This is a genomic window from Mesorhizobium sp. M7A.F.Ca.ET.027.03.2.1, assembly GCF_003999175.1.
Lineage (GTDB): Bacteria > Pseudomonadota > Alphaproteobacteria > Rhizobiales > Rhizobiaceae > Mesorhizobium.
This window is the reverse complement of sequence record NZ_RZOM01001714.1, coordinates 1-686: the sequence shown is the minus strand read 5'-3', so window position 1 is coordinate 686 and position 686 is coordinate 1. Positions and strand designations below refer to the sequence as shown.

2 protein-coding genes are annotated in these 686 nt (G+C 63.0%); both read right to left on the bottom strand.

The window, feature by feature from the left end; genetic code table 11:
- Positions 1–282, bottom strand: a 282-nt coding sequence (locus EN750_RS37580; RefSeq protein WP_127399490.1) for a hypothetical protein, incomplete at its 3' end; no start/stop codon positions are given.
- Between the two features lie 164 nt (positions 283–446).
- The coding region (locus EN750_RS37575; RefSeq protein ID WP_281062389.1) for a transketolase C-terminal domain-containing protein at positions 447–686 on the bottom strand (240 nt) is incomplete at its 5' end.

Below are 686 nucleotides of genomic sequence, written 5' to 3'. Positions count from 1 at the left end.
TCGCGAAACCGGGCGCTCGACGGCTGGAGACAAGCCATCCTCACGGCCGCCCGAAGCTTGCTCGCGTGCAGGCTCGATGGCAACCGCAGGCGCGGGAACAGGGGCCGGCAGAACCACCAATTGCGGCACCTGCTTGAAGGAAAAGCCGCCGCGGATGTCGCCCATCTTGCCGGCGATGATGCCCATCGCCGCCTTTTCGAGGCTGCGGTCATAGCGCGTTTCGGCTGTGGCCGGCGCGATGATAACGGCGCAAAGTGCTGCGCCGCACAGAAGCGTTTTCATTGTTGTTGTCTCCCTGCCTGATCACGATCTAGCAGGGCGCCATTGAAAAACGGCCAAGAGACACGGTAAGCAAAGCGCCAAACGGCAGCGTAAACAATGCCTTAAGATCGCTTGCCGGCAAACTGATTCAAGTCTTTGAGACTTTGATTCAGTCGCGCTGGGATTCAGGCGCGCTGGGCGTGGACTGTGTGCCCGAGTGCCACGAACACGGTGCGCACGATGCCGGCGGCATCGAGCCCGGCATCGGCATACATCTTTTCCGGCTTGGCGTGGTCGCTGAACGCGTCGGGCAGCACCAGCGGACGCACCTTCAGGCCGCTTTCCAGCAGGCCCTCATGGGCAAGGAACTGCAGCACGTGGCTGGCGAAGCCGCCGACGGCGCCCTCCTCCACCGTCACCAGCAC